The sequence below is a fragment of the Phenylobacterium aquaticum genome (assembly GCF_947378715.1).
GTDB lineage: Bacteria > Pseudomonadota > Alphaproteobacteria > Caulobacterales > Caulobacteraceae > Phenylobacterium > Phenylobacterium aquaticum_A.
Window position 1 is genome coordinate 15,389 of record NZ_CANCLE010000009.1, and the last position, 18,791, is coordinate 34,179.

Here is an 18,791-nt window from a genome sequence, read left to right on the forward strand (position 1 = left end):
GGATTTCAGATGCTGGGCAGTGGCTATCGGACGCTGATCATGGCGGCGGGCCTGGGGTTGGCCGCCTCAAGCGCCTACACGGCCGACGCCGCCGCCGATGCGGCGGATGTGACGGTCGAAGCGGTGACGGTGACCGCCCGGCTGCGAGAAGAGGACTCCCAGGCCGTGCCAGGCGCCCTGTCGGTGGTCAGCGAGAAGGCCCTGAGCACCACCGCGACCAACAACCTTTCCCAGATCACCGTGATGGTCCCGAGCCTCTATTACAGCTCGCCCAATCCCCGGAACACGGCCTTCACCGTGCGCGGACTGGGCTCCAGCGTGGTGGCCGTGTCGCAGTCGAACGACGGGCTGGAGCCGGGCGTCGGCTTCTATGTCGATCAGGTCTATCACGGACGCCCGGCGACGGCGGCTTTCGACTTCCTGGACGTTGAGCGCGTGGAAGTCCTGCGGGGACCGCAGGGGACGGTGTTCGGCAAGAACACCACCGCCGGGGCGATCAATATCTCCACCAAGCCGCCGAGCTTCACGCCCGAGCTGAGCGCCGAGGCGACCGGTGGGAACCTCGGCTACCGGCAGGGCAAGCTGTCGGTGAGCGGCCCGCTGTTCGGCGACGTGGTGGCGGGGCGGCTCTCGGTCGTGGCGACGGCCCGCGACGGGGTCATCCACAATGTCACGACCGGCGTCGACAACAACACTCTCAACAACGCCGCCCTCCACGGCCAGCTGCTGATCAAGCCCAGCGACACGTTCAGCCTGAGGCTGTCGGCGGACTATAATTCCTTCAACAGCAACTGCTGCACCCAGGTCTATGTCCGGGTCGGCACGACCTTGAAGCCGGCTGCGCGCCAATATCCCGCCCTGGCGGCCGGCCTGAACTACAAGCCGCCGAGCCTGGATCCCTATGACCGTCTGACCGACATCGACGCCGCGCTGAAGGTCGACACCAGCGAGGGCGGGCTGTCGGCCATCGCCGACTGGAAGCTCGGATCGGCCACGGTGACCTCGGTCAGCGCCTGGCGCTGGTGGGATTGGGACGCCGCCAACGACCGCGACTATACCGGCCTGTCGATCCAGACCCTGCAGCACATCCCCTCGCACCAGGATCAGTACAGCCAGGAACTGCGGATCGCCTCCAATGGCCGCCAGACCCTGGACTATGTGGCCGGCCTCTACTGGTTCTCACAATCGATCGCCGGGCGGCCGATCACGCAATATGGCCCCCTGGCCGCCTATTGGCTGCTGGGTTCACCGCCGGCCATCCCGGGAAATCTGCTGGACGGCTATATGACCGACGGCCAGACGCGGTTCCGCAGCAACAGCTATGCCGCCTTCGGCGAAGCGACCTGGCGGGTCACCGAGCGGCTCAACCTGACCGGAGGGCTGCGCTACACCTATGAGGACAAGTCGGGACGGTTCGACTCGACGGTCTCTGGGGGAGCGACCCCGGCGACCACCGCGCTCCTGAACAGCAAGCTCTCGATCCTGCGGCCCCAGTCCTACACGGCGGCCGACACCGACGGCAGCCTGTCAGGCCGGGCGGTCGCGGCCTATGACATCACCGACGGGGTCATGGCCTATGCCAGCTACGCGCGGACCAGCAAGTCCGGCGGGCTCAACATGTCCGGCCTGCCGCTGAACGCCGCGAACCAGCCCGCCCTGGCCACGGCGGTGATCCGGCCGGAGAAGAACACCACCGTCGAGGTGGGCCTGAAGAGCGCCCTGTTCGACAAGCGGCTCACCCTGAATGTCGACGCCTTCGAGACCACGGTGCGGGACTTCCAGACCAATGTCGTCGACACCGGTCCGGGCGCGCTGCGCGGCTATCTGGCCAATATCGACCGGGTCAGGGTCAGGGGCGTGGAACTGGACAGTCAGTTCGTGGCTGGCGAGCATGTGTCGGGCCATGTCTCGGGCTCCTGGACCGAAGGCAAGTACGTCTCCTACCGCAACGGCCCCTGCCCCCTGGAGCGGATCGGGTCGTCCACCACCGTCTGTGACCTGAGCGGCAAGCCCTTGTCCGCCCTGCCGCGCTGGGTCTGGTCGGCGGGCGGCGAATACAAGCATGAGGTCCGCCTCGCGGGCCGGGATGGGGAAGCCTATCTGCACCTGGAAGGCACCAGCCGGACCAAGATCTATGGTGACCCCACGGATTCCATCTACACGGTCATCAAGGGCTATAGCTTGGTCAATGCCAGCCTGGGCTTCCGGTCGCAAGGCCCGTGGGAGGTCTCGCTCTGGGCCAGGAACCTGTTCGACGCCAACTACCTGCAGAACGTCACCGTCCAGGCCGGAAACTCCGGGCTGGTGGTCGGAACGCCCAGCGATCCACGCATGATCGGGGCGACGCTGCGGGTGCGGTACTGAGGGGCGGCCCTAGACCGGGATCTCGCCAGCCACCGTCGTGCGATGCATCAGCCGCAGGTGGCCGTCATAGCCGCCCTCGGCGAAATGGACGGTGCAGCGGTTGTCCCACATCAGGAGCATCTTCGGCCGCCATTTGTGGCGATAGACATAGTCCTCGGCCGTCATGTGCTCGAACAGGAAGCTCAGCAGGGCGCGGCTTTCCTTGACCGAGAACCCCTCGATCCCGTGGCTGTAGACCGGGCTGATATAGAGCGCCTTGCGGCCGGTGACCGGATGGGTGCGGACCAGGGGGTGGGTCAGGGACTTGTCCGCCTCCTCCGAGACGATGATCCGCATGGTCCGCGCCTCGGTCTCGCGGGCGAAGACGCCCTTGGTCCCATAGGCGTAGCCGGCCGAATGGACGGCGCGGAGGGGGGCCAGCATTTTCTTCATGCCCGGCGACAGGTCCTCATAGGCCTGGGCGCAATCGGCGAACAGGGTGTCGCCGCCGACCGGGGGAATGACCTCGGAATGCAGAATGGTGGCGGCGGGCGGCTCGCGCTGGAAGCTCCAGTCGGAATGCCAGCCAGCCCCGAAATTGGTCGCCTTCTCGTCGGGCTCGCGGCGCAGCTCCAGCACATTGGGGTGGCCGGCCATGGGGGCGATGAAGGGGTCGACGCCGAAGCGACCGATCTTCAAGGTGAAGGCCTCCAGCTCGTCCAGGCTCAGCGGCTGGTCGGGGAAACTGACCACGCCATGGCGGGCCCAGGCGGCCTTCAGCTCGCTGAGCACCTCAGGCAGCAGCGGGCGTGACAGATCCACGCCCACGATCTCGGCGCCGAAGCCGGATTCCTGGGGGAAGACCTGAATGGTGCGATAGGCGCCGGCGGCCTCTTTCAACATGGCGTGTGCTCCCGAGATCACCCCGTGTCGGTTTGGGGCTTTTCCCCATCAAACACCCGTTTGCATCGGGCGCGTAACCCTGTAATCGAACCGGATTATGACCTCTCTCGCTGACACTCAAAACGACACGCTGATCTCGCTGGTCCCCGACAAACAGGTTTCCGTTCGGGAAACCTTCGGGGTGGACGTGGACATGATGGTCCCGGCCTTCAGCGAGCGGGACTCGCACGTGCCGGACTTCGATCCGGCCTACAAGTTCGACCCGGAGACGACCCGCGCCATCTGCGCCGGCTTCGCCTTCGACCGTCGGGTGATGGTCCAGGGCTATCACGGCACCGGCAAGTCGACCCACATCGAGCAGGTCGCCGCCCGCCTCAACTGGCCGCTGATCCGCGTGAACCTCGACAGCCACGTGTCGCGGATCGATCTGGTCGGCAAGGACGCCATCGTCCTGAAGGACGGCAAGCAGATCACCGAATTCCGCGAAGGCATCCTGCCCTGGACCATCCAGCGGCCGATCGCGCTCGTGTTCGACGAATATGACGCCGGCCGTCCGGATGTGATGTTCGTGATCCAGCGCGTGCTGGAAGCGCAGGGCAAGCTGACCCTGCTGGACCAGAACCGCGTGATCCGGCCCAATCCGTTCTTCCGGCTGTTCTCCACGACCAACACCATCGGTCTGGGCGACACCACCGGCCTCTATCACGGCACCCAGCAGATCAACCAAGGTCAGATGGACCGCTGGTCGATCGTCACGACCCTGAACTATCTGGCCCATGACGTTGAGGCCGAGATCGTGCTGGCCAAGTCGCCGCACTACGACACGGTCGAGGGCAAGCGCCAGATCGCGGCCATGGTCCGGGTGGCCGACATGACCCGCAACGCCTTCATGAACGGCGACATCTCCACCGTCATGAGCCCGCGGACCGTGATCACCTGGGCCCAGAACGCCGAGATCTTCGGCGGCGATATCGCGCTGGCCTTCCGCATGACCTTCCTGAACAAGTGCGACGAGCTGGAGCGCGGCACCGTCGCCGAGTTCTTCCAGCGCGCCTTCGGCCAGGACCTGCCGGAAAGCACCGCCCGCGTTAAGGTCGCCTGACGACCGAAATTCAGCCCCTGAACGCCTGATGGCGGTCAGGGGCTCGAATACGCCCCTGAATTGTCCCCAGATTGAGGACAACGACCACGGGTCGCGGGGGCTGTTTACCGTTTCCTATCAATCCTCCCCCGCAACTGGGCGCAGTTCAGTTCGCTTGGGACACCCATGACCTCGAGTCTGCCCCACAGCCAGGCCGCGGTAAGACGGATCATCGCCCTGGCGGTGTTGATCCTGGCCGTCGTCATGGCCGGCGGCGTCGGGCTGATGACCTATACGGCCGTCTCCACCGACCAGGCCCAAGCCTCCGAGGAACGCGACCTGGTTTCGCGCCGCCTCGACAACCTGCTTGAGCAGATGGTCCAGCAGACGACCTCGGTCAGTGTCTGGGACGAGGCCTATGACCGGCTGGCGGCCGGCCAGCTGGACCCCGCCTGGGCCGACATCTATGTCGGCGGCTACTACGCCAAGGACCTCAAGCACGATCTGAGCCTGATCCTCGATGGGCGCGACCAGACCCTCTATGCCTGGAAGGGGCTGGCCCGATCCACCGGCGCCGACACCGACGCGTTCCGCCACGAACTGCAGCCGCTGATCGCCCAACTGCGTGAGCAGGAGGCGGTCAATCTGCGCCTGTCGCGGCTGAACCCGCCCGGCGGCCTGGGCCAGGCGATCTCCGGCAGCGGCGTGGTCGTCGCCCAGGGCCGCTACTATCTGGTCGCCGCCGCCACCATCCTGCCCGAGGGCGTCCGGACCCATCGCGCCGCCGGACCGGACCGACTGCTGGTCACGGCGCGGGAGATCAACGCCCCCCTGCTCCAGGACCTCAACGACGATCTGCACATCCAGGACGCTCACCTGGCGCCCAACGCGGGCGAGGCCAAGGGCGCGCGGTCTCAGATCGTCGATGTCAACGGCTTCGCGGTGGCCGACGTGGCCTGGACGCCGAAGCGGCCCGGCCGCGCCGTGCTGAAGCGGGCCGCCCCGCTGTTCATCGTGGTGCTGGGCACCCTGCTGATGGCGGGCCTGGCGCTCGCCGCCCGCATCCGCGCCATCCTGCGGGAGATGGCGGCCGGCGACGGGGCGCTCGAACGCACCATGAGCGAGCTGGTCCGGGCGCGCGACCAGGCCGCCGCCGCCAGCGTCGCCAAGTCCCAGTTCCTGGCCAATATGAGCCACGAGATCCGCACGCCGCTGAACGGCATCCTCGGCATGACCCAGGTGATGAACCGAGAGGATCTCAGCAGCGCCCAGCGCGATCGGCTGAACGTCATCACCAATTCCGGCCATACCCTGCTGGCCGTGCTGAACGACGTGCTGGACATTTCCAAGATCGAGGCCGGCCGCCTGGATATCGACAACCACGAGTTCGACCTGGGCGAAGCCGTCGAGTCCAGCTGCGCGACCTTCTCCAGCCTGGCCGCCCAGAAGGGCGTCGAGCTGCGGCTGGAGATCGAGGACAAGGCCCATGGCGTTTGGTGGGGCGATGGGGCGCGGCTTCGCCAGATCCTGGCCAATCTGGTCTCCAACGCCGTGAAGTTCACCGCCTCGGGCGCCGTGACCGTGACAGTCGCCACAACGCTGGCGGGCCTGCGCTTCACGGTGCGCGACAGCGGCATCGGCATTCCCGAGGACCGACTGAGCGATCTGTTCCAGAAATTCAGCCAGGTCGACGCCTCCACCACCCGCCGGTTCGGCGGCACCGGGCTGGGCCTGGCGATCAGCAAGGAGCTGACCGAGCTGATGGGCGGGCGGATGTGGGTGGAGAGCCGGGTCGGCCAGGGCTCGACCTTCAGCTTCGACCTGCCCCTGGAGCGCCGCGCCGACCGCCGCGACGCCGCCCTGCCCGTCCAGGCGACCACCACCCAGACCGGGACGGCGCGCATCCTGGCGGCAGAGGACAATCCGACCAACCAACTGATCCTGAAGTCGCTGCTGGAGCCCTTCGGCGTCGACCTGACCCTGGTTGGCGACGGCCGCGAGGCCGTCGAGGCCTGGCGGATCGGCGGCTATGACCTTATCCTGATGGACGTGCAGATGCCGGAGATGAACGGCGTCGAGGCCACGGCCGAGATCCGCGCCCAGGAGGCCCAGAGCGGTCGCCGGCCCATCCCGATCCTGGCGCTGTCGGCCAATGTCATGCGCCACCAGGTCGAGGAATATCTGGCCGCCGGCATGACCGGCTTCGTGCCCAAGCCGATCGAGGCCGCCAAGCTGTTCGAGGCCATAGACGTGGCTCTGGCCGAAGCCGATCTGGACGATGCGGAAGCGGCGGCGGCCTGACCGGCCGGGCGCCCAGGCCCGTCAGGCGGGCAGTTCCAGCAGGGCGCGCGCGCGTCCGCCAAAGGCGCTGGCCGCGAAGGCCGACACGCCGGGACCGCTGATGAAGGGAATCTGCAGGGTCGCGGCCGCCTGGATCTCCTGCGGTGCGCGCAGGTTGGTGAGGGCCGTCCAGAGCCGCCGCTCGCGCCAGGCTGCGCGGCCGGTCAGCCAGCGACTGACCACGCCCTGCCGTTGGGCGGCGTCGCCGTCCGGCAGCACCAGGGTCGCGCTGGAAAAGGCGCCCTCTTTCACATTCGCGACGGGAAAGTCGGGGTCGGTGATCCGCAGATCGATATAGGCGAAGGCGCCGGCGAGGGTCGCGGAGACCCATTGCAGGGCGCGGCCCGTGACGTTCGAGGGCAGGCCATAGACATTGGCCGCCGCCTGGTTTCTCCGGTCCGCCGGCATGGCGCCCAGGAGCTTGGCGTAGGATGGACCGGTCGCCTGGTCGGTCAGGCCCGCATAGGACAGCGGAAAGAACAACACCCCGACATGGCCGGGCGTGGTCAGCATGCGAAGCCCTTCGGCGAGACAGGCCAGGTCAAAGGCCGCCGCCTGGTCCGGCGCGGGCATGGTCGCGGCCCCGCCCACCAGGCTGTGCACGCCGCCGCCGAACGTCCGCCCCAGCACATCGCCGATGAAGCCCCGGCGATCGAGGGAATAGACCCCGGCGAAGGACGCCGTCGCCGGCAGAGAGGCCAAGGCCGTGGGCGCGCTGGTGTGAGGAGAAATGTCGGTCACCTGAGTTAGCCGGCCGCCCGGAGGCAGTCTGGAAGGGTCGCGCAGGCCAGACGCCAGCGCCTGATCGTCCAAGGCGGCGAAGGCCTGAACCGCCGCCATGGCGCCTTCGAACAGCAGTAGAGAGGGTCCGGCGCCCTGGCCGGAGGCAAGGCTGCGCTGCAGGGCCGAGGCCGACACCGCCAGGGGCGCGACGTCGATGCGAGACGCGCCTGGATCGGTGAGCAGGAAGGCGCAGGCGGTCATTTGGGCGAAGCGGCGCGGGGGCGACCAGTTCTTCGCCAGAAAGCCGTCTATGACCTGGGCCAGGCGCTGCTGAGAGGCCCCGGGCACGACGCCGAAAATGCGCAGACAGCCGGCCGGTATCAACTTTTAATCCCCCTCGCGACAGCCACTACTCGGACGCGAGTGAAGAGCCCTGATGGTAAACAAAGCGTCTCGCCCATGGCGTGTATCCTGCGGCGTTGCGCCACAGGCGAGACTGCCTATGCAGGCCTAGCCGCCGGCGATCTTCTTGCCGACGAAGGCGCCCAGCGCCAGGAACAGCACGAAGCCCGCGACACAGACGAAGAACAGCAGCTTGGCGATGCCCGCGGCGGCGCCGGCGACGCCGGTGAAGCCGAGGCCGCCGGCCAGCAGCGCGATGACGGCGAAGATGAGCACCCATTTCAGCATGTCGAAATCCAATCCGATCTGGTGATGTCCGGACCAGAGAACGTGCGCAATCGGGTCCGCGTTCCTGCACGCGGCGCTTCCCTCCCCTCGCCTGGGCGCGCTATGGAAAAGGACCATGGCCAAGAACCCTGAAAGCCCGATCGAGCCCTTCAAACGCGCGCTGGCCAACGCCGCGCGCTCGCTCGCCGAGAGCCCCGACCTGGAGATCGTGTTTTCCGGCGAGGGCCCGCAGCTGATCGGCAACCGGGCGGTCCTGCCCCACCCGCCCCGTGACCTGACCCCGGCCGACGCCGCCCGCATCCGCGGCCTGGCCGACCAGATGGCCCTGCGCATCTCGCACCATGACGCGGCGATCCACGCCAAGGCGCGGCCCGGCTCGGCCCAGGGGGCGCCGGTCTATGACGCCCTGGAGCAGGCCCGTATCGAGGCGGTGGGCGCCATTGCGCTCGGCGGCGTGCGCGAGAACCTCAAGGCCGTGCACGAGGCGGCCTGGGCCAAGCGCACCTTCAATCCCGTGGAGGCCGCCGCCAATCCACCGGTCGCCGACGTCCTGGCCCTGATGGTGCGCGAGCGCCTGACCGGCGTGGCCCCGCCGGCCGCCGCCCAGCCCCTGGTCGACCTGTTCCGCAAGGATATCGAGTCGCGGGCCGGCGACGACATCGACAGGCTGGTCGCCGTGGTCGACGACCAGAAGGCCTTCGCCCGGGTGGCCCGCACCATCCTGCGCGACCTGGCCATGGGCGACGACCTGTCCGACGCCCCCGACCAGGCCGATGACCAGGACGAGGAAGGCGAGGACGGCGAATCGGAAAGCTCTGAGGACGGCGACGAGGGCGAAGGCGAAGGCCAATCCCCGCAGCAGGCCTCGATGGACGAGAACGAGGCGACCCACCGCGAGAGCGAGGACGCCGACAGCCAGATGATGCAGGCCGAGGATGATCCCAACGCCGAGGACACTGACGAGCAGCCGGACATGGGCGAGGGCGAGCAGCCCGCCCGGCCGGAGCTGAAGGGCGACGCCAAGACCGCCACCTACAAGGTCTTCACCACCGCCCATGACGAGGTGGTGGCGGCCGAGGAGCTGTGTGAGCCGGAGGAGCTGAGCCGCCTGCGCGCCTATCTGGACCAGCAGCTGGCCAGCCTTTCCAGCGTGGTCTCCCGCCTGGCCAACAAGCTGCAGCGCAAGCTGATGGCCCAGCAGAACCGTTCCTGGACCTTCGACCTGGAGGAAGGAATCCTCGATGTCGCGCGCCTGACCCGGGTGATCGTCGACCCGACCGCGTCCCTGGCGTTCAAGGAAGAGGAAGACACCGAGTTCCGCGACACGGTGGTCACCATACTGATCGACAATTCCGGCTCCATGCGGGGCCGCCCGATCATGGTCGCCGCCGTCTGCGCCGATATCCTGGCCCGCACGCTGGAGCGTTGCGGGGTCAAGACCGAGATCCTGGGCTTCACCACGCGGGCCTGGAAGGGCGGCTCCTCGCGTGAGGACTGGCTGAAGGCCGGCAAGCCCGCCCAGCCGGGGCGACTGAACGACCTGCGCCACATCATCTACAAGGCCGCCGACGCCCCGTGGCGGCGCGCGCGACGCAATCTCGGCCTGATGATGCGCGAGGGCCTGTTGAAGGAGAATATCGACGGCGAGGCCCTGATGTGGGCGCACCAGCGGCTGATCGGCCGGTCCGAGGCCCGGCGCATCCTGATGGTGATCTCCGACGGCGCGCCGGTGGATGATTCGACCCTGTCGGTGAATTCCGGCCACTATCTGGAGCGCCACCTGCGCGAGGTGATCACCGAGATCCAGGACAAGAGCCCGGTGCAGTTGATCGCCATCGGCATCGGCCACGACGTGACCCGCTATTACCGGCGCGCCGTGACCATCGTCGATGTGGAGCAGTTGGCCGGCGCCATCGTTGACCAGCTGGCCGAGCTGTTCGACGAGGAGATTCGCAAATCGAACCGCAAGACCGCCAGCCTGCTGCCACCGCCGCCCACCACCCAGGGGCCCCAGGGCGCCGCCCGACGCTCGACCTTCAAGGAAGTGCGGAGAGCCGTGGCGTGAGGCGTTCTCCCCTGCGCCGCTGGGGAGGACTATTCGCCGTCCTGGCGCTCTGCGCCTGCTCCCCGCCGCCCGTGGCCCTGCCCAAGGGGCCGATGTCGGCTGGTCCGGGAATCACCGTCGTGGCCCAACCGGTTCCGCTCAATCCGAGCGCGCCACAGCAGGACCGGCTGGGGGACTTCACCTATGCGGGCGGCCTGGCCCTGGCGTCCGGCGACACCGCGCGCCTGCACGGCCTGTCGGACCTGAAGGTGCTTGCCGACAATCGCATCGTCTCGGAGAGCGACGAAGGCGACCTCCTGGAGGCGCGGCTGGTGCTGGACGCAAAGGGCCGCCTGGCGGGGATCGCCGACGCCCGGATGAGCGTCCTGACCGGACCGGACGGCGAGCCCCTGCAGGGCAAGAACGAATCCGACGCCGAGGGGATCGCCGTCCTGCCCGACGGCGACCGACTGGTCAGCTTCGAGGACGATGATCGCATCCTGCTCTATCCCGCCAAGGGCGGGGCGCCGCACGCGGTCAATTCGCCGGATGTGACCTTCCGGCACAATCTGGGCATGGAGGCCCTGGCCGCCCTCCCGTCGATCGCCCCGGACGCCTATGTCACGGGCCAGGAGGACACCGGCCAGACCTGGATCTGCCGCCTGTCGCGCGCCTGCGTCCTCGATCGCAAGGTCGATGTGCCAATGGGCGCCGGGCTGACTGCGGTCGCTCCCCTGCCCCAGGGCCGCACCGCCTATTTGATCCGCGCCTGGGACCCTGTGCGCGGCAGCCGGGTCAGCCTGCTGGTGCTGGACGCCAAGGGCGCCCAGGTCAGCCGGATCGAACTGGCCGCCCCGCTCAGCGTCGACAATTTCGAGGGGTTGGGCGCCGTACCCTCCGCCTCAGGAGCCGTTCGGTTCTATCTGATTTCAGATGATAATTTTTCCGCCAAGCAGCGCACCCTGCTGCTGGCCTTCGACTGGACGCCGCCGACCCGATAACGGCGCGACATATATTAGGAGGACACCCCATGAGCCGCACCGACGTCACGATTCCGACTCCCGACGGCGACGCCCGCGCCTTCGTCTTCACCCCTGACTGGGGCGCCGGCCCCTGGCCTGGCGTGATCTTCTACATGGACGGCCCGGCCATTCGCCCGGCCCTGTTCGAGATGGGCCAGAGGCTGGCTGACGCGGGCTATTATGTGCTGCTGCCAGACATGTTCTGGCGCGCGGGGCCCTATGAGCCGATCGTCATGGCCAATATCAAGACCGACGAAGATCGCCGGGCGTTCTTCGGCAAGCTGTTCCCCTCCACGAGCCCCGAGAAGTCGATGAGCGACACCGGGGTCTTCCTGGACTTTCTGTCCAGGCAGCCGGCGGTCAAGGGCGCCAAGGTCGGCGTGACCGGCTACTGCATGGGCGGGGCCATGGTGCTGCGCGCGGCAGGGACCTATCCCGACCGAATCGCCGCCGGCGGCGCGTTCCACGGCGGCAATCTGGCCACCGACGCCCCCGACAGCCCCCACCTGCTGGCCCCCAGGATGAAGGCCAAGCTGCTGGTGGCCGGCGCCGACGAGGACAAGGGCTTCGACGACGCCCAGTGCGAGCGGCTGGACGCGGCGCTGAAGGCGGCGGGCGTCGACGCGGAGGTCACCATCTATCGCGGGGCCCGGCACGGCTACGCGCCCAAGGACATGCCGGTCTATAACGAGGACGCGGCCGAGCGGCACTGGCGCGAGCTGATCGCCCTGTTCGACAGCGTGCTGAAATAGCGAAAAGCAAAAGGGCCGCCCCGGAGGGCGGCCCTTTCGGTGTCGCAGGTCGTCGTCGGGCCTAGGCCGCGACGACGGTCTCGGCGAGCTTGGCCTTCAGCTGGCGCTTGATCTTGAGCGCCCGCGGGGACAGTTGCTCGTCACCGGCCTTCACCAGGAAGGCGTCGAGCCCGCCCCGGAAGTCCAGCGTGCGCAGGGCCGCATTGGTGATGCGCAGCTTGAACGTCTGACCCAGAGCATCCGACTGCAACGTCACAGGCGCCAAGGCCGGCAGGAACCGCCGCTTGGTCTTGATATTCGAGTGGCTCACATTGTGGCCGATCATGGGACCGACACCGGTGAGTTCGCAACGACGCGACATGGCTTTCAGACCTACGCGAGAAATTAGAGGCGGACACGGGGTCCGCGCGGGAGCGGCGATATAGGCGAAGCAGGCGTCCGACGTCAAGGCGAGGCTGCACGACAACCGAAAGAGTCGATCTGTCGCACCCCGCGCGACCGCCAAGCTTGGCCTGACCCGATTGTGGTTAACGCCGGTTGGGATACAATCCCTTGTAGGGAACAAATCCCGAATCGCGCCGAGTCAGTGATTCGGTCCTGATTCGTTGCGCGCCTGTTCCGTCCGTTAACCATGACGCGTTAACACCCCCCGCCCGTTCGTTCCTGTGCAGCCCGGTCTACCCGGCTCGGGCCGCCTCCAGCGCGGCGATGTCGATCTTGCGCATCTTGAGCATGGCCTGGACCGCGCGGCCGGCCTTGGCCGGGTCCGGCCCCCCGATCAGGTCGGACATGTTCTCCGGAAGCACTTGCCAGGACAGGCCGAAGCGATCCTTCAGCCAGCCGCACTGGCTTTCCGCCCCGCCCTCCGACAGCGCCGTCCAATAGCGGTCGATCTCGGCCTGGTCGGCGCACTGGATGACGAAGGACACGGCTTCGGTGAACTGGAACATCGGGCCGCCGTTCAGCGCGGTGAAGCGGGTGCCGTTCAGTTCGAACTGGGCGGTGACCACCTGGCCCGCCGGGCCCGGACCGTGATCGCCATAGCGGAACATCTCGCCGACCTTGGAATTGGGAAACAGCGCGACATAGAAGGTCACGGCCTCCTCGACCTGGTTATCGAACCACAGGCAGGGGGTGATGGGCTTCATCGGCGGATCCTCCAGGCCCGGCCCCGGCGGCCAGGCGGTCTCTTCAAGGACGATGCAAGCCCCGCCGTCCCGACAGGTCGATCACAAACGGACGGGAATGCGCGGCTGCGGTCAGTGCGGCTTGATCAGGGCGACGTCGGTGACGTCACCGCCCCCGCCCGCCGACATGCAGGCGACATCGGGGGTCACCCGAAGCCGCGCGGTTCCCACCATCAGATCCTGCCAGGGCGACTCGGGCGGCGCGACCGCCACCTTGCCGGCGGCCAGGGCCTCCGTCACACCGCAACTGGGACCAGACAGGGTTCCCGCCTTGGTCCAGGCGCCTGCGGCGAAGCCATAGACGTCGCCCGCCGATCCGGCTCGGAACAGGGCGATCTCGGCGATCCCGTCGCCATTGAGGTCGCGGATCAACGCCTTGCAGCTGGCGCCTTCCGTCTGGCAGCCGGCGAAGGGGTCGACGCCCTTGGACCAATCCTGGCCAATGAAGGTCGCCGGGAGGTCGCCGCCGCCGACCACCGCCATGATCTTGGCGCGATCGACCTGGGGCACGGGCGGCGCATCATAGCGATTGTCGGCCTTTTGCGCCGCCTTGGCCCGGGCGGCGATGTCGAGGTCGCGGGCGGAGCCCTTGCGGGCGGCCAGCCTGGCCAGGGCGTTGGTCCCATAGCGGTGAGCTTCGAAACGCAGGAAGCGGTAGTCGAACTTGTCGGGCGCGACCTTGCCGGCCTCGAGCCTATGAACCTGGTCGCCGACCGACAGCCGTGACGGGTCGGCGATGGGGCTGAACAGGGCCAGCAGCACGGCGATCACCACATGGGCCGTGGCGATATTGGTGCGCTCCAGCGGCGTCATCCAGGTCTTGGGCCAACAGGCCGCCACGGCGTAGCCAACGCCGTAGCAGAGCCCGACCAGTACGCAGGCTGTGGCCAGGATGCGCTCGGGCGTCAGGCCGTACTGGCCGATGCGCAAGGCCACCCCATAGGCGGCGATGACCACCAGGGGCAGGATCAGCAGCGCCGTGAGCCGGGCGGTCCATTTCAGGGCGAGCGGCGGATAGGCGTTCTCCTCGCCCTCCTGATAGGCGGCGTTGGTCAGCACGATCAGGGCGGCGGCGGCGCTGAGCAGGATGCCGGCGGCGCTCTTGGTAGCCCAGAGAGGGGCAAGACCGGTGAACGGCAGGGCCGCCAGGAAGCCGGCGCCGATCAGGGCCATGACCGGTGACAACCAGGACAGCAGGGTGAGCGCCACCGTGCGGATGCCGCGCACGAGGCCGGCGCGGACATCGGTGATGTGGATGGCGATCGCGAAGAAGGTGGTGGTGGCGGGGAAGGCGAACCAGGGCTTGCCGATGATGTCGCCGATCAGCTTGATGCCGATCAGGTGGAACAGGGCCGCGCCCAGGCCCAGCAGGATCCACAGGGCGGCGACGAACAGCACGGCCAGCACCAGCCGCACCCCGTCCTTCCAGGCGCCGTCGAAATAGCGGTGATAGTCGGCGAACCAGCGGCGATCCGCCTGGGCGGCGGCGATCAGCTGGTGAGTGATGAACAGGCCGACGGCGGCGTTGACGAACAGCAGGGCGGACGGGAAGTGGTCGGAGCCGATCTTCTCGGCGCACCAGGAGTCATAGGCGCCCAGCAGGGCGACGGTCGCGCCGGCGGCGATCAGCCAGCGGGTCAGGGTCAGGCGCTTCAGCCGATTGATCGCGCCCTGGGCCGCGACCGGGATCAGCACGGCGGCGACCGCCAGGGCCCCGAACAGGGCGGCGACCCAGCGGTTGTCGCCCAGGTGCTTGGCCCATTCGCTGAGACCATAGAGCACCAGGCCCTGGGCGAAACCGAGCCCGATCCGGGCCAGGGCCTCCTCGCGGCTGGGCTCAGCGCCCTCCAGGTCTCCGAACATCAGGCTCATCGATGGGCTCCCTTTCGCCCCAGTGGGGTCGCCTCAGGCTAGAGTGGCAAGCGGCTGCGTCAATCGCGCGAACCGTTGCTAATAACTGACTGGTCAGTTATTTATTTGGCCATGCTTCCCGCCGGCCAACCCAAGTTCCGTCGCCGCAAGGCCGATCGCCCCGAGGAGATCGTCCGCGCCGCCCTGACCGTCTTCGCGTCCAAGGGCTTCGCCGCCGCGCGGCTGGAGGAGATCGCCGCCGAGGCCGGGGTCTCAAAGGGCGCGCTCTATCTCTATTTCGCCACCAAGGAAGACATGTTCCGCGCCGTGGTGGCCCAGGGCCTGGCCCCCAACCTGGCCTTCATCCAGGCCGCCGCCGCCAGCGCCCCGGCATTCGCCGACCTGGCCCGCACTCTGGCCGCCTTGCTCCCGCAGGTGGCGGAGCGGGCGCCGATCGCGGCCATCGCCAAGATGGTGATCGGCGAGGCGCGGAACTTCCCCGAGCTCGCCCGGGTCTGGCATGACCAACTGGTCGGGCCGGTGATCGCCACCTTCGCCCACGCCATCGCCGCCGCCCAGGCGCGCGGCGAGGTCCGCCCCGGCGATCCCCGCGCCTATGCCGTGTCCCTGGCGTCCGGCCTCTTGCTGGGCCTGGTGTTCAACGAGACCTTCGCCCCGGTCGGCGCCGCGCCCTTCGACATTCCCGCCCTTGCCCGCCAGCATGTGGAGACCGTGCTGGCCGGCATGCTCACCAATCCCGGAGCCCGGCCATGAGACAGCGCCTGTTGACCCTGATCCTGCTGGCGGCGGCAGCGGCGCTGATCGCCGCAGTGGTGCTGGTTCCGCGCCTGACCCGACCGGCGGTGCTGTCCGGCTATGTGGAAGGCGAGGCGCTATATCTGGCCTCGCCAGTCTCCGGCGCAGTGGCCAGCCTGAAGGTGCAGCGCGGTGACCGGGTGGCGGCCGGCCAGGCCCTGTTCACGATAGATCCGGCCCAGGTCGAGGGCGCGCGCGGTCAGGCCGCCGCCGAGGTCGCCGCCGCCCTGGCCCAGGCGGCTGACGCCCGGCTGGGCCAGCGGCCCGCGGAACTGGCCATCTATGACGCCAATATCGCCGCCGCCGAGGCCCGCGCGCGGGACGCCCAGGCGGTGCTGAACAGAGTGCGGCCGCTGGTGCGCCAGGGCATCTACGCCCCTGCCCGGCTCGACGACGCCAAGGCGAATTTCGATGCGGCCAGGGCCCAGGCCACCGCCGCCAGGCGCCAGCGCGAGGCCGCCGCCCTGGGCGCCCGCCAGGGACAGATCCGCGCCGCCGACAGCCGGGTCGCCCAGGCTCAGGCCGGCCTGGCCGCCGCCGAGGCGCGAATGGGCGACATCGCCCCCGTCGCCCCCACCGCCGCACGGGTCGAGGACGTGTTCTTCCAGGCCGGGGAATGGGCCACGGCCAACCAGCCGATCCTGGCCCTGTTGCCGGACGACCGGATCAAGCTGCGATTCTTCGTGCCGGAGCAGGAGATCGCCGCCTATAGCCCCGGCGCCGTGGTGCGGTTCTCCTGCGACGGCTGCGCGGCTGGGCTGACCGCCAAGATCACCTATCTGAGCCCACGCCCCGAGTTCACCCCGCCGGTGATCTACAGCCGCGAGGCCCGCGACCGGCTGGTCTATCTGGTGGAGGCGCGGCCCAGCGTGCGGCTCAATCCCGGCCAGCCGGTGGACGTGGTCCCGCTGGGGGCCGGGCGGTGAGCGGCCGCCCCGCCCTGCCCGGCGGCCTGGCCATCGACGTCCATGGCCTGAACAAGACCTTCGGCGACAAACGCGTGGTCAAGGATGTCGACATCCAGGTGCCGGAGGGCCGGATCTGCGGCTTCCTGGGGCCGAACGGCTCGGGCAAGACCACGACGCTGCGCATGCTCTGCGGCCTGCTGACCCCGGACAGCGGGTCGGGGACCTGCCTGGGGCTGGACCTGATCAAGGACGCCCACGAGATCAAGCTCGCCACCGGCTACATGACCCAGAAGTTCTCGCTCTATGAGGACCTGACCATCGCCGAGAACCTGATGTTCTCGGCCCGCGTCCATGGCCTTGACCGCCGCAAGGCCCGCGTCGACCAGGCGCTGGAGCGGCTGGGCCTGACCGAGCGCCGCGACCAGCTGGCCGGGACCCTGTCCGGCGGCTGGAAGCAGCGCATGGCGCTGGCCACCGCCACCCTGCACGAACCCCGCCTGCTCTTGCTGGACGAGCCCACGGCGGGGGTGGACCCCAAGGCGCGGCGCACCTTCTGGGACGAGATCCACGCGCTGTCGGCCGAGGGCCTGACCGTGCTGGTCTCCACCCACTACATGGACGAGGCCGAGCGCTGTCACGAGATCGCCTATATCGCCTATGGCGAGCTGATCGCCCGGGGCACGGCCGGCGAGGTGATCGCGGGCTCGCATCTGGTCACCTTCAATGGCGAGGGTGAAGGCGTCGACCGGCTGGCCAAGGCGCTGGCCGCCGCGCCGGGCGTCGAGATGGTGGCGCCCTTCGGCGCCACTTTGCATGTCTCCGGCATCGACCGCGCGGCGCTGGAGGCCGCCATCGCCCCCTATCGCCGGGCGCCGTTCCGCTGGACCGAGGTCGAGCCCACCCTGGAGGACGTGTTCATCCGGCTGATGGACCAGTCGCAGGACAATTTCCGATGAGCGGCTTCTCCCTGACCCGGGTCGGCGCGGTGCTGATCAAGGAATTCAAGCAGCTGTCCCGCGACCGGCTGACCTACGCCATGATGCTGCTGATGCCGGTGATGCAGCTGTTGCTGTTCGGCTATGCGATCAATTCCGAGCCACGCCACCTGCCGACCGCCGTGCTGATCCAGGAGGACACGGTCTTCGCCCGCTCGGTGGTCGCCGCCCTGAAGAACAGCCTCTATTTCGAGTTCGCGGCCCAGGCCCGCACGCCCGCCGAGCTGGACGAAATGATCCGCCGGGGCGATGTGCAATTCGCCATCACCATCCCCGGCGACTTCACCCGGCGCGTGGCGCGCGGCGACACGCCCCAGATCCTGGTCGAGGCCGACGCCACCGACCCCTCGGCGACCGGCGGGGCGGTGGCGGCGCTGGCCGCCCTGCCTAACCAGGCCCTGGCCCGAGACCTATCGGGCGCGCTCAGCCCCCGCCAGGCCAGGGCTCCGTTCGAAGTCGTCGTCCATCGGCGCTACAATCCCGAGGCCGTCACGGCCTACAACATCGTGCCCGGCCTGCTGGGCGTGATCCTGTCGATGACGCTGGTGATGATGACCTCGCTGTCGGTCACGCGCGAGGCCGAGCGCGGCACCATGGAGAGCCTGTTGGCCACGCCGGTGGAGCCGATCGAGGTGATGGTCGGCAAGCTCGCCCCCTATGTGCTGGTGGGACTGATCCAGACCGTGATCATCCTGGTGATCGCCAGGCTGCTGTTCAACGTGCCGATGCTGGGCGGCTGGGCGGGACTTTCGCTGGGCGTCGCCCTGTTCATCGTCGGCTCCCTGGCGCTCGGCTTCCTGATCTCCACCCTGGCCCAGTCGCAGCTGCAGGCCATGCAGATGAGTGTCTTCTACATCCTGCCCTCGATCCTGCTCTCCGGCTTCATGTTCCCGTTTCGCGGCATGCCCGGCTGGGCCCAGGCGATCGGCGAGGTGATTCCGGTGACCCACTTCCTCCGGGTGGTGCGCGGGGCGCTTTTGAAAGGCCAGGGCCTGGGGGACATGTGGCGCGAGCTCGTGGCGCTCTCCGCCTTCGTCTGCGTGGTCACGGCCCTGGCCATGGCGCGGTACCGGCGGACGTTGGATTAGGATCGCGCCTTACGGAGAATTAACGCTACAGCCCGGCCTGCCTTGGCG

16 protein-coding genes are annotated in these 18,791 nt (G+C 68.5%); 10 read left to right on the forward strand and 6 right to left on the reverse strand.

What is annotated here, in order from left to right; translation table 11 throughout:
• Window positions 1–9: 9 nt before the first annotated feature.
• Window positions 10–2,364: a TonB-dependent receptor gene (locus tag Q7P21_RS02660; RefSeq protein ID WP_304175606.1), complete on the forward strand. Its 2,355-nt coding sequence runs from the start codon at window positions 10–12 to the stop codon at window positions 2,362–2,364.
• 9 nt (window positions 2,365–2,373) lie between these two features.
• On the opposite strand, the gene Q7P21_RS02665 is transcribed toward Q7P21_RS02660, so the two are convergent.
• Window positions 2,374–3,246 (reverse strand): TauD/TfdA family dioxygenase, encoded by an 873-nt coding sequence (locus Q7P21_RS02665; protein WP_304169959.1) that lies wholly within the window; start codon window positions 3,244–3,246, stop codon window positions 2,374–2,376.
• Between the two features lie 97 nt (window positions 3,247–3,343).
• On the opposite strand from Q7P21_RS02665, the gene cobS reads away from it, so the two are divergent.
• Both cobS and Q7P21_RS02675 read left to right on the forward strand, forming a co-directional pair.
• Window positions 3,344–4,348 carry a cobaltochelatase subunit CobS gene (gene cobS / locus Q7P21_RS02670; RefSeq protein WP_304169958.1) on the forward strand — a complete coding sequence of 335 codons (1,005 nt, stop codon included), beginning with the start codon at window positions 3,344–3,346 and terminating at the stop codon, window positions 4,346–4,348.
• A gap of 165 nt (window positions 4,349–4,513) precedes the next feature.
• Window positions 4,514–6,628: an ATP-binding protein gene (locus Q7P21_RS02675; RefSeq protein ID WP_304175609.1), complete on the forward strand. Its 2,115-nt coding sequence runs from the start codon at window positions 4,514–4,516 to the stop codon at window positions 6,626–6,628.
• Window positions 6,629–6,649: 21 nt separating this feature from the next.
• Here the strand turns inward: Q7P21_RS02675 and Q7P21_RS02680 are convergent, their stop codons facing one another.
• Both Q7P21_RS02680 and Q7P21_RS02685 read right to left on the reverse strand, forming a co-directional pair.
• Complete coding sequence (locus Q7P21_RS02680; protein ID WP_304175611.1) at window positions 6,650–7,774, reverse strand: hypothetical protein; 1,125 nt, start codon at window positions 7,772–7,774, stop codon at window positions 6,650–6,652.
• A 126-nt stretch (window positions 7,775–7,900) separates the two neighbouring features.
• Window positions 7,901–8,080, reverse strand: coding sequence for a DUF1328 domain-containing protein (locus Q7P21_RS02685; protein WP_304169955.1), 180 nt, complete (start codon window positions 8,078–8,080; stop codon window positions 7,901–7,903).
• A gap of 115 nt (window positions 8,081–8,195) precedes the next feature.
• On the opposite strand from Q7P21_RS02685, the gene cobT reads away from it, so the two are divergent.
• Genes cobT through Q7P21_RS02700 form a run of 3 tightly spaced genes read left to right on the forward strand, consistent with a single transcriptional unit; the run spans window position 8,196 to window position 11,898 of the window.
• Window positions 8,196–10,145, forward strand: coding sequence for a cobaltochelatase subunit CobT (gene cobT, locus Q7P21_RS02690; RefSeq protein WP_304175613.1), 1,950 nt, complete (start codon window positions 8,196–8,198; stop codon window positions 10,143–10,145).
• Window positions 10,142–11,125 carry an esterase-like activity of phytase family protein gene (locus Q7P21_RS02695; RefSeq protein WP_304171756.1) on the forward strand — a complete coding sequence of 328 codons (984 nt, stop codon included), beginning with the start codon at window positions 10,142–10,144 and terminating at the stop codon, window positions 11,123–11,125. The genes cobT and Q7P21_RS02695 overlap by 4 nt, the downstream gene beginning before the upstream one ends.
• Window positions 11,126–11,154: 29 nt before the next feature.
• Window positions 11,155–11,898, forward strand: coding sequence for a dienelactone hydrolase family protein (locus Q7P21_RS02700; protein WP_304171758.1), 744 nt, complete (start codon window positions 11,155–11,157; stop codon window positions 11,896–11,898).
• Window positions 11,899–11,959: 61 nt separating this feature from the next.
• Here the strand turns inward: Q7P21_RS02700 and rpmB are convergent, their stop codons facing one another.
• The 3 genes from rpmB to Q7P21_RS02715 form a co-directional block, all read right to left on the reverse strand.
• The gene (rpmB, locus tag Q7P21_RS02705; RefSeq protein ID WP_304171760.1) at window positions 11,960–12,259 is read right to left on the reverse strand and encodes a 50S ribosomal protein L28; all 300 of its coding nucleotides are present in this window, start codon (window positions 12,257–12,259) and stop codon (window positions 11,960–11,962) included.
• Between the two features lie 316 nt (window positions 12,260–12,575).
• A complete protein-coding gene (locus tag Q7P21_RS02710; RefSeq protein ID WP_304171762.1) occupies window positions 12,576–13,046 on the reverse strand; it encodes a VOC family protein in 471 nt (156 codons plus the stop codon).
• A 111-nt stretch (window positions 13,047–13,157) separates the two neighbouring features.
• Window positions 13,158–14,957, reverse strand: coding sequence for a DUF4153 domain-containing protein (locus Q7P21_RS02715; protein WP_304175615.1), 1,800 nt, complete (start codon window positions 14,955–14,957; stop codon window positions 13,158–13,160).
• 111 nt (window positions 14,958–15,068) lie between these two features.
• Here Q7P21_RS02715 and Q7P21_RS02720 point away from each other — a divergent pair, with 111 nt between their 5' ends.
• From Q7P21_RS02720 to Q7P21_RS02735, 4 genes are read left to right on the forward strand one after another with little or no spacing between them, the layout of a single operon-like run.
• Entirely contained in the window at window positions 15,069–15,710 is a 642-nt protein-coding gene (locus tag Q7P21_RS02720) for a TetR/AcrR family transcriptional regulator (RefSeq protein ID WP_304166582.1), read from the forward strand.
• Window positions 15,707–16,678, forward strand: coding sequence for an HlyD family secretion protein (locus Q7P21_RS02725; RefSeq protein WP_304166577.1), 972 nt, complete (start codon window positions 15,707–15,709; stop codon window positions 16,676–16,678). Before Q7P21_RS02720 ends, Q7P21_RS02725 begins: the two co-directional genes overlap by 4 nt.
• On the forward strand, window positions 16,675–17,616 hold the full coding sequence (locus Q7P21_RS02730) for an ABC transporter ATP-binding protein (RefSeq protein WP_304166573.1): 942 nt from the start codon (window positions 16,675–16,677) through the stop codon (window positions 17,614–17,616). The genes Q7P21_RS02725 and Q7P21_RS02730 overlap by 4 nt, the downstream gene beginning before the upstream one ends.
• Window positions 17,613–18,743 carry an ABC transporter permease gene (locus Q7P21_RS02735; protein WP_304166569.1) on the forward strand — a complete coding sequence of 377 codons (1,131 nt, stop codon included), beginning with the start codon at window positions 17,613–17,615 and terminating at the stop codon, window positions 18,741–18,743. The genes Q7P21_RS02730 and Q7P21_RS02735 overlap by 4 nt, the downstream gene beginning before the upstream one ends.
• Window positions 18,744–18,791: the final 48 nt, after the last annotated feature.

What these genes read in the sequence shown, in the direction of transcription:
- Q7P21_RS02660 (WP_304175606.1), top strand. Translation starts at nt 10, where the DNA reads ATGCTGGGCAGTGGCTATCGGACGCTGATCATGGCGGCGGGCCTGGGG.
- Q7P21_RS02665 (WP_304169959.1), bottom strand. Translation starts at nt 3,246, where the DNA reads ATGTTGAAAGAGGCCGCCGGCGCCTATCGCACCATTCAGGTCTTCCCC.
- cobS (WP_304169958.1), top strand. Translation starts at nt 3,344, where the DNA reads ATGACCTCTCTCGCTGACACTCAAAACGACACGCTGATCTCGCTGGTC.
- Q7P21_RS02675 (WP_304175609.1), top strand. Translation starts at nt 4,514, where the DNA reads ATGACCTCGAGTCTGCCCCACAGCCAGGCCGCGGTAAGACGGATCATC.
- Q7P21_RS02685 (WP_304169955.1), bottom strand. Translation starts at nt 8,080, where the DNA reads ATGCTGAAATGGGTGCTCATCTTCGCCGTCATCGCGCTGCTGGCCGGC.
- cobT (WP_304175613.1), top strand. Translation starts at nt 8,196, where the DNA reads ATGGCCAAGAACCCTGAAAGCCCGATCGAGCCCTTCAAACGCGCGCTG.
- Q7P21_RS02700 (WP_304171758.1), top strand. Translation starts at nt 11,155, where the DNA reads ATGAGCCGCACCGACGTCACGATTCCGACTCCCGACGGCGACGCCCGC.
- rpmB (WP_304171760.1), bottom strand. Translation starts at nt 12,259, where the DNA reads ATGTCGCGTCGTTGCGAACTCACCGGTGTCGGTCCCATGATCGGCCAC.
- Q7P21_RS02710 (WP_304171762.1), bottom strand. Translation starts at nt 13,046, where the DNA reads ATGAAGCCCATCACCCCCTGCCTGTGGTTCGATAACCAGGTCGAGGAG.
- Q7P21_RS02715 (WP_304175615.1), bottom strand. Translation starts at nt 14,957, where the DNA reads ATGAGCCTGATGTTCGGAGACCTGGAGGGCGCTGAGCCCAGCCGCGAG.
- Q7P21_RS02720 (WP_304166582.1), top strand. Translation starts at nt 15,069, where the DNA reads ATGCTTCCCGCCGGCCAACCCAAGTTCCGTCGCCGCAAGGCCGATCGC.
- Q7P21_RS02725 (WP_304166577.1), top strand. Translation starts at nt 15,707, where the DNA reads ATGAGACAGCGCCTGTTGACCCTGATCCTGCTGGCGGCGGCAGCGGCG.
- Q7P21_RS02735 (WP_304166569.1), top strand. Translation starts at nt 17,613, where the DNA reads ATGAGCGGCTTCTCCCTGACCCGGGTCGGCGCGGTGCTGATCAAGGAA.